At 68.4% G+C, this 8603-nt stretch carries 10 protein-coding genes and 1 pseudogene; 6 read left to right on the forward strand and 5 right to left on the reverse strand.

Annotated elements, in window-relative coordinates:
• Positions 1-538 (forward strand): sensor histidine kinase (locus tag ON39_RS06365; protein ID WP_040732190.1); only part of this gene is annotated, 538 nt, incomplete at its 5' end.
• A 17-nt stretch (positions 539-555) separates the two neighbouring features.
• Here the strand turns inward: ON39_RS06365 and ON39_RS06370 are convergent.
• Positions 556-1080, reverse strand: a pseudogene (locus tag ON39_RS06370) (GtrA family protein); the annotation flags it as partial.
• 160 nt (positions 1081-1240) lie between these two features.
• Between ON39_RS06370 and ON39_RS06375 the strand changes: the two are divergent.
• From ON39_RS06375 to ON39_RS06390, 4 genes are all read left to right on the forward strand, one after another.
• Positions 1241-2413 carry a 5-(carboxyamino)imidazole ribonucleotide synthase gene (locus ON39_RS06375; RefSeq protein WP_246002832.1) on the forward strand — a complete coding sequence of 391 codons (1173 nt, stop codon included), beginning with the start codon at positions 1241-1243 and terminating at the stop codon, positions 2411-2413.
• Positions 2406-2915 carry a 5-(carboxyamino)imidazole ribonucleotide mutase gene (purE, locus tag ON39_RS06380; RefSeq protein WP_040732199.1) on the forward strand — a complete coding sequence of 170 codons (510 nt, stop codon included), beginning with the start codon at positions 2406-2408 and terminating at the stop codon, positions 2913-2915. Before ON39_RS06375 ends, purE begins: the two co-directional genes overlap by 8 nt.
• Before the next feature lie 46 nt (positions 2916-2961).
• Complete coding sequence (locus tag ON39_RS06385; RefSeq protein ID WP_373283667.1) at positions 2962-3645, forward strand: TetR family transcriptional regulator; 684 nt, start codon at positions 2962-2964, stop codon at positions 3643-3645.
• Positions 3646-3776: 131 nt separating this feature from the next.
• A complete protein-coding gene (locus ON39_RS06390) occupies positions 3777-4934 on the forward strand; it encodes an acyl-CoA dehydrogenase (RefSeq protein WP_040732212.1) in 1158 nt (385 codons plus the stop codon).
• Positions 4935-4988: 54 nt separating this feature from the next.
• Here the strand turns inward: ON39_RS06390 and ON39_RS06395 are convergent, their stop codons facing one another.
• Positions 4989-5810, reverse strand: coding sequence for an SGNH/GDSL hydrolase family protein (locus ON39_RS06395; protein ID WP_040732215.1), 822 nt, complete (start codon positions 5808-5810; stop codon positions 4989-4991).
• 180 nt (positions 5811-5990) lie between these two features.
• The gene (locus ON39_RS06400) at positions 5991-6671 is read right to left on the reverse strand and encodes a hypothetical protein (protein ID WP_040732218.1); all 681 of its coding nucleotides are present in this window, start codon (positions 6669-6671) and stop codon (positions 5991-5993) included.
• Positions 6672-6780: 109 nt separating this feature from the next.
• Between ON39_RS06400 and ON39_RS06405 the strand changes: the two genes are divergently transcribed.
• On the forward strand, positions 6781-7245 hold the full coding sequence (locus ON39_RS06405) for a MarR family winged helix-turn-helix transcriptional regulator (RefSeq protein ID WP_051186353.1): 465 nt from the start codon (positions 6781-6783) through the stop codon (positions 7243-7245).
• 107 nt (positions 7246-7352) lie between these two features.
• Here the strand turns inward: ON39_RS06405 and ON39_RS06410 are convergent, their stop codons facing one another.
• Both ON39_RS06410 and ON39_RS06415 read right to left on the reverse strand, forming a co-directional pair.
• Positions 7353-7637: a GNAT family N-acetyltransferase gene (locus tag ON39_RS06410; RefSeq protein WP_040732224.1), complete on the reverse strand. Its 285-nt coding sequence runs from the start codon at positions 7635-7637 to the stop codon at positions 7353-7355.
• 41 nt (positions 7638-7678) lie between these two features.
• Positions 7679-8603: FAD-binding oxidoreductase (locus ON39_RS06415; protein ID WP_040732227.1), on the reverse strand; the 925-nt coding region annotated here is incomplete at its 5' end.

Raw genomic sequence — 8603 nt, forward strand, 5'->3', positions numbered from 1 at the left:
GCTCACCGCGGCGATCGACGACCTGGTGCGGGCCTCGCGCGACGAGGACGCCGCCGATCTCGATCCGGTGCCGGTGATGGACGAGCTGCGCGGCGTCGTCGCCGAATGGACCCATCCGTTCGCCGAGAAAGGCCGGTCGCTGACGCTCACCGGAGACGAGTCGCTGCGCGCGCCGATCACCGGATCGCGCCTGCGCGAGGCGGTCTCGGTGCTCGTGGACAACGCGCTCATGCACGGCGGCGGGACTTGCACGGTGTCGGTGCGCACCGTGCGGCCGGGGGTCGATCGGGAGCCGTTGGTGTGCGTCGAGGTGGCCGACGAGGGCGACGGCGTGCGCGACGAACTCGCCCCGCACATCTTCGACCGCGGCTTCTCTGCGGGCGGCTCGACCGGTGTCGGGCTCGCGCTGGCCAGGGCGCTGGTGGAGGCCGACGGCGGACGGCTGGAGTTGCAGCGGCGCAGGCCCGCGTTGTTCGCGGTGTTCCTGGGATCCTCGGCATATCGCACGCAGAACGCGGTGGTCACCGAGCCGCGGTGAGCTCAGTTGCGGCGGAATTCCTCTTCGACCAGGTCTTCGAACTCGGCGGCGATCTCGTTCATCTCGTCGGGGAAGACCCAGCGGCGCATGGCCCAGAACCGGAACGCCATCTGCAGCAGGTTGCCGATGATGAAGGCGCTGATGAAGTCCGCGATGTTCTCGACCGTGAAGCTGACATCGGGTTGGCGCAGGTCGAAGACGTAGCTGGAGATCCACAGCGGGATGAAGGCGAGGACCACGCCGACGCCGCTGACCGCGAAGAACAGCAGGGCCTCGTGGTGGCGTTCGCGGCCGCCGCGGTTACGGAAGGACCATTCGCGATTCAGGATGTAGGAGGCGATCACGGCGATGACACCGGAGATGATCTTCGCGGTGACCGGCTTCTCGGCGAGCACGGTCCACTTCAGCGCGTAGAAGATGCCGCTGTCTATCACGAAGGTCGTCGCACCGACGATGGCGAACTTGATCAGTTCCCGATGCCGGTACGCGATCTCCGCGAGCGGCTTGGGGAGGACGCTCACCACGTCGTCGACGAATGACACGAGGCCGAGTGTACCGCCACCCCGGGTGGGTGCCGCCGGTCGCACAGGTGGGGGCGGCCTCCGGCGATCACCGCCGCGACACGCCCGCGTAAGGGCATTTCCGCCGGTTGTGACAATATTGTCCGACGTGAGCATTGCCCGGTCCTTCGATCTTTCCGCTATGCCCACCGTCACGATGATCGGCGGTGGCCAACTGGCGCGCATGACGCACCAGGCCGCGATCGCGCTCGGCCAGCGGCTACGCGTGCTCGCCGAGAACCCGGACGACCCGGCCGCCCAGGTCAGTCCCGAGGTCGTGCTCGGCAGCCACACCGATCTGACCGCGCTGCGCAAGGCCGCGATCGGGTCGCACGCGTTGACCTTCGACCACGAGGGCGTGCCGACCGAGCATCTCGAGGCGCTGGTCGCCGAGGGCGTGAACGTGCTGCCGCCGCCGCACGCGCTGGTCTTCGCCCAGGACAAGATGGCCATGCGGATCAAGCTGTCCGAACTCGGGCTGCCCGTGCCCGCCTTCGCGCCGGTGGGTTCGGTCGCCGACGCGGTGCGCTTCGGTGACGAACATGGCTGGCGGATCGTGCTGAAGGCGGTACGCGGTGGCTACGACGGCCGGGGCGTGTGGATGCCGGAGTCGGCGGACGAGGCCGCGGCGATCGTGACCGCGCAGCTCGCGAACGGTGCGCAGCTGCTCGCCGAGGCGAAGGTCGAGCTGAAGCGCGAGCTGTCGGCGATGGTGGCGCGTTCGCCGTTCGGGCAGGCGGCGACCTGGCCCGTGGTGGAGACCGTGCAGCGCAACGGCCAGTGCGCCGTGGTGATCGCGCCCGCGCCCGATCTCGACGACGACACCGCCGCCGAGGCGGAGACGCTGGCGCTGAACCTGGCCAAGGAGCTCGGCGTGGTCGGCGCGATGGCGGTGGAGCTGTTCGAGACCCACGACGGCAGGCTCCTGGTGAACGAGCTGGCGATGCGCCCGCACAACTCCGGGCACTGGGGCATGGACGGCGCGCGCACCGGGCAGTTCGAGCAGCATCTGCGCGCGGTGCTGGACTATCCGCTCGGCGACACCAGCCCGCTGGCACCGGTGACCGTCATGGCCAATATTCTCGGCGCGGCCGAGTCGCCGGCCATGTCGATGGACGAGCGGCTGCACCACCTGTTCGCGCGGATGCCCGACGCGAAGGTGCACATGTACGGCAAGGGCGAACGGCCCGACCGCAAGATCGGGCACGTCAACATTCTCGGTGACGACGTGGCCGCGGTGCGGGAAAGAGCTGAGCGAGCGGCACATTGGATGTCGCACGCGGTATGGACCGATGGATGGGATCCCCATGAGTGACGCGAGCACCCCGCAGGTCGGCCTGATCATGGGCAGCGACTCCGACTGGCCCACCATGGAGGCGGCCGCCGAGGCGTTGGCGGAGTTCGGGATTCGCTTCGAGGTCGGCGTCGTCTCGGCGCACCGCACCCCGCAGCGCATGCTCGACTACGCGCGTGAGGCCGCCGACCGCGGGTTGAAGGTCATCATCGCCGGCGCGGGCGGGGCCGCCCACCTCCCCGGCATGGTCGCCTCCGCCACGCCTCTGCCCGTCATCGGCGTCCCCGTCCCCCTCAAATACCTCGACGGCATGGACTCCCTGCTCTCCATCGTCCAAATGCCCGCGGGCGTCCCCGTGGCCACCGTCTCCATCGGCGGCGCCCGCAACGCCGGCCTCCTGGCCGTCCGCATCCTCGCCGCCCACAACCCCACCCTCCGCACCCAAATGCAAACCTTCCAAACCAACCTCGAACAACTGGTCCTCGACAAAGACCAAGCCCTCCGCACCAAACTCCTCGGCTAGCCGCTCTGCGGAACCCCTCTTGTCGGGGCAGGCTCGCTACGGTGGGTTGGTGACTAGTGGTGAGGGGCGGGTGCGGGGTGGGGATGAGGCTGCGCGGTTTCGGTTGACGGTGGTTGATCAGGCGTTGCGGTTGTTCGCGGAGAAGGGGTATGAGGCGACCACGGTCGACGAGATCGCGGAGGCGGCGGGGATTTCGCGGCGGACGTTCTTTCGGCAGTTCCGGTCGAAGGAGGACGTGATCTTCGCCGATCACGAGTCGCAGCTGGCGCAGGCGGCGGAGTTTCTGGCGGCGTCGCGGGGGGATCCGTGGGACACGGTGTGCGAGGCCGTTGTTCAGGTGTTCGAGCGGTTCACGCAGTGGCGTGAGATCGCGGCGCGGCGCTATCAGGTGGTGCGGCGGGTGCCCGCGCTGCGTGAGCGCGAGATCGTGACCGTGTTCCGGTACGAGCGGCTGTTCACCGACTACCTGCGGGACCGCCGGCCCGAGATTCCGGATCTGGCGCGGGTGCAGTACACCGCCGCCGTCACCGCGACGCACAATTATCTGCTCCGGCGCATGGTGCGCGGGGAGTCGGACGCGGGCGCCGCGGACCTGCGCGTCGAATTGGCCGCGATTCCGCGCGGCCCGGCCCGCCCAGCCGCCGACGAGCTGGTCGTCGCGGTCTTCCCGCGCGATACCCCGCCCCGGCAGGTCGCCGATCTGGTGGCCCGCAAACTCGGTAGTCTGTGACCACGATCGGGTGCGACCAATCTGACACTGAGTGCCAGCAAGTATCCGCATGTTGCGACCTGTCCAGGCGTATACTCAAGAACAGTGTGGCACTGAGTGCCGACATGTACCGACGACCAGGAGTGAGCCCCATGGCGGGAAACCCCGATTTCGACCTGTTCAAGCTCGAGGACTTCCACGACGAACTGCGCGCGGCCATCCGTGGTCTGGCGGAGAAGGAGATCGCGCCGCACGCCAAGGACGTCGACGGCAACTCCCGCTTCCCGGAGGAGGCGCTGACCGCGCTCAACGCCGCCGGCTTCAACGCGGTGCACGTCCCGGAGGCCTACGGCGGCCAGGGCGCCGACTCGGTGGCCACCTGCATCGTGATCGAGGAGGTCGCCCGCGTGTGCGGTTCCTCCTCGCTCATCCCCGCGGTCAACAAGCTCGGCACCATGGGCCTGATCCTCAACGGTTCCGAGGAGCTCAAGCAGAAGGTGCTCGCCGACATCGTCAACGGCGAGATGGCCTCCTACGCGCTGTCCGAGCGTGAGGCCGGCTCCGACGCCGCCAGCATGCGCACCCGCGCCAAGCAGGAGGGCGACGATTGGATCCTCAACGGCTCCAAGTGCTGGATCACCAACGGCGGCAAGTCTTCCTGGTACACCGTCATGGCGGTGACCGACGCGGACAAGGGCGCCAACGGCATCTCGGCGTTCCTGGTGCACAAGGACGACGAGGGTTTCGTGGTCGGCCCGCTCGAGCACAAGCTCGGCATCAAGGGATCCCCCACGGCGGAACTGTATTTCGAGAACTGCCGGGTGCCGGGTGACCGCATCGTCGGCGAGCCGGGCACCGGCTTCAAGACCGCGCTGCAGACCCTCGACCACACCCGCCCGACCATCGGCGCGCAGGCCGTCGGCCTCGCCCAGGGCGCGCTCGACGCGGCCATCGCCTACACCAAGGACCGCAAGCAGTTCGGCAAGTCGATCGCCGACTTCCAGAACACCCAGTTCATGCTCGCCGACATGGCGATGAAGATCGAGGCCGCCCGCCTCATGGTCTACACCTCGGCCGCCCGCGCCGAGCGCGGCGAGAAGAACCTCGGCTTCATCTCGGCTGCGGCAAAGTGTTTCGCCTCCGACGTCGCCATGGAGGTGACCACCAACGCCGTCCAGCTGTTCGGCGGCGCCGGCTACACCACCGACTTCCCGGTGGAGCGGATGATGCGCGACGCGAAGATCACCCAGATCTACGAGGGCACCAACCAGATCCAGCGTCTGGTCATGAGCCGCGCGCTGCTGCGCTGAGTGTTTCGACGAAGGCGGTGCCGAGATTCGTTCTCGGCACCGCCTTTTCGTGTGTCAGGGGAGGGTGGCGAGCGACGATACGACGGTGCGGGCGACCGCGGCCTGACCGGCGGGGGTGAGATGAACGCCGTCCGGCTCGAACAGTTGATGGCCTGAGCTGGGTCGGGTGACCGCGAGAGTATCGATCACCGGTTCGGGCCGGTCGCGCAGGGTCCGGGCTGTTTCCTCGTGATCCTTTGCGCGCCAGCTGATCTGGGCTTGCTGGAAGGGCGGGAACGAGGCGATCCGCTGCTCGTCCATGTCGTGGGGCGTGATCCAGATCCAACGGGCGTCGGTCAGCCGCACGCCCTCGTCGTGCAGCAGGGTCAGGTTTCGGGCCATCTCCTCGGCGCTCACCACGCGTGGCCCGTCGGCGCCGAGGCGCTGCGCGTCGTTGGCGCCGAGTTGGCACAGCACCCAGTCCGGACGTCGGAAACCGAGGGCCGCAAGGCCTTTCAGCGTCTGCGTGGTGGTCGCGCCGGACACGGCCAGGTTCGTGAAGGTGATCGCGTCGTCCGGTCGACGCAGCGCGATCAGGTGACGCAGAATCTCGAACCACGAAAGCCGGTCGGCGGCACTGCTTTCGCCGAGAACCGCCACGTGGGCTCCTGTGCCGAAGGGTATCCGGTCCACCTGCTCCGCGAACCCGGGTTCCGCCAGCAGGTCTGCGGCCGTCGAACCGGCTTGCTCGGCGAAATCTGCACGCAGTGAACGATATTCGTCGGCCGTGAGCCCGAACAGTGCCGCGATGACGGCATCGTCCACGCCGTTCAGGTAGGGCAGCGACAGTTCGGGCCGCTGGAATCGGGCGAGTTTGGCCGCCATCTGAGTATTCATGATGTTCCTTCCGGAGGGCTAGGCCCTGTCTCGAAGTCCCATCCGGCGCCTCCGGTGGCTGGATCGCCGCCTGGCCGCGTTGTCGTCGTCGCCGATACAAACCCGGTATCGGCTCCTCCTCCGCCTTGCCAGGCGACGATCCAGCCACCGGATGCATCCGGCCGGACTTCGAGACAGGGCCTAGGCGCGGGGTAGCAGGAAGCCGACGGCGATCAGCCAGGCCATCCCGGTGAAGCGGGCGATGGGCAGGAGAAAGGCCGCGCCGGTCACGGCGAGCGAGGCGGTGGTGCACAGCGCGATGACCGCGATCACCAGCCCTGTGATCAGCAGCCACCGTGCGACCCGCCGCCCCGGCCAGGCGCTGAGCGCGATTCCCGCGATGAAAAGGCCGGTGGCCACGACGTTTCCGGGACCGCCGAACAGGAACGCGAGCGTGTGCGCGGCCCGCAGCAGCGCGGGTTCGGTCGCCACCTCGGGCACGGTCAGCACCCAGTTGACCACGCCGGAGCAGAGCAGGAAGGCGGCGGCGAGCGTCCCGCCGACCGTGGTGAGGGCGGCCGGGAACCCGTCGGTCAGCCGCCGCACCCGGGCCGTGGCGGCGGCCACGTAGAGGGTCAGCGGTATGGCGCTCGCGAATTGCAGCACCGCGCCGGTGCGCACGGCGCCGGGATGGTCGCGGAAGTAGGCGAGCGCGTCGTCGGCCGCTCCGAAAGGCGAGGGGAACGGGTTTCCGCCCGCCTGAACAGTGCTGACGACGAGCCCGGCGACGAACAGTGTCGCCGCCGCGGCTGCGAGCGGGCCGAGCGGTGGTTCGAGGCTTGTCGCTGGTCGATCGAGGGGAGTGGGAGCTGACAGCGCCATGGCGATCCGTTCTCAAACGTGAATCGTTCGCATAGGTGAACGACTACTCGATGGGTACGATAACCGCGTGGCCGAATCGGAGCAAGAGGGTGTCGGGCAGGCGCGGCCCATGCGCGCGGTGGCCTTTCAGCTCGCCCAGCTCGGCGCGCACGCGAGCCAGCGCTTCACCGAGCGCATCGCCGAAATCGGGCTCACCCCACCGGAAGTCGGCATTCTGCGCATGATCGCGGCCGAGCCGGGGCGCAGCCAGCGCGCACTGGCCGCCGAGTTGGGTGTCGTCCCGAGCCGCGTCGTCGCCCTCATCGATCCCCTGGACCGGAAGGGGCTGATCGAACGTCGCCGTAGCGTCACCGACCGTCGTAATCACGAATTGCATCTGACGCCTGCGGCCCGCGAGGCGCTTGCCCGGGTGGCGAAAGTGGCGGTGGCGCACGAAACGGAACTGACCGCGGAACTGTCGGACGCGGAATATCGCCAATTCGCCGATCTACTGGCACGTTTGGCCGCCGCCCGGGATCTATCACCGGGCGTTCATCCTGGCTACCGCATGCTCGGCGCGAATTCCCCGAGCTGACCACGGTGCCCATCGGCACGGCTCGCCGATTCGCGTCATGGCGAATAGCGCGGCGAGCTCACCGGAGCCGCTGACCGGGCGCGAGAAGTTCTCGGCGCCCGTGCGAATTACTTGACCAGGTCGGCGTATTCGCTGTGTTCGCCGATGTACTTCTCCACGTACCAGCAGGTCGGGATGACGGAGTAGCCGTTGTCGCGCGAGTCTTTCAGCGCGAACTCGACCACCTGCGCCGCGACCCCGCGCCCGCGGAATTCGGGAAAGGTCATGGTGTGGTGGAAATCGCGGACCTTCGGATCGTCACGCTGGGCGTAGTCGGCGTAGCCGGCCAGGGTGTCGTCGAGATAGATCTCGAAGCGAGTATCGGCGACGTTGTGCTCGAGCCTGGTGGTCATGATCTGGTAAAACTCCTTCGCGTCCGGAAATGTTCCGTGGACTAGAGAATTGCGCCGGGATTGAGAATGCCGTGCGGGTCGAGCGCGTCCTTGATGCGGTGGGTCAGCGCCATCACGTCGGCCCCGAGTTGATCGGGCAGCCAAGCCTTCTTCAGCCGCCCTACGCCGTGCTCACCGGTGATGGTGCCGCCGAGCGCGATGGCCAGATCCATGATCTCGCCGAAGGCGCGGTGCGCCCGCTCGGTCATGGCGGCGTCGTCCGGGTCGTGCACGATCAGCGGGTGCGTATTGCCGTCGCCGGCGTGCGCGATCACCGAGACGGTCACGTCGTTGCGTCGCGCGATCTCGGCGACGCCGCTCACCAGGTCACCCAGGCGCGGCAGCGGAACGCCGACATCCTCGAGCAGCAGCGTGCCGAGTTTCTCCACCGCCGGAATCGCGAAACGCCGTGCGGCCGTGAAGGCCTCGCCCTCCTCGGGATCCTCGGTGTGGAAAACCTCGGCAGCGCCCGCCTTCTCACACGCGGCCACCATGATTTCCGCTTCGCGCCTTGCGAATTCGCCCGGCGCGTCCGAGCGGGCGACCAGCAGCGCCGCCGCGTCGCGATCCAGCCCCATGCGCAGCTCGTCCTCGACCGCGTTGATCGAGACCGAGTCCATGAACTCCAGCATGGAGGGCCGCAATTCGCCGGTGATGGCCAGGATGGCGTCGACGGCGGCGCTCAGCGTGGCGAAGGTCGCGACGACCGTGCTCTGCGGGGGTTGCGCGGGCAGCAGGCGCAGCGTCAGCTCGGTGATCACGCCGAGCGTGCCCTCGCTGCCGACGAACAGCTTGGTCAGCGAGAGCCCGGCCGAGTCCTTGAGCCGTGGCCCGCCGAGCCGCAGCGCCGTCCCGTCGGCCAGCACCACCTCCATGCCGAGCACGTAATCGGTTGTCACGCCGTACTTCACGCAGCACAGCCCGCCC

Origin of the sequence: Nocardia tenerifensis NBRC 101015 (genome assembly GCF_000308715.1) — a bacterium.
Lineage (GTDB): Bacteria > Actinomycetota > Actinomycetes > Mycobacteriales > Mycobacteriaceae > Nocardia > Nocardia tenerifensis.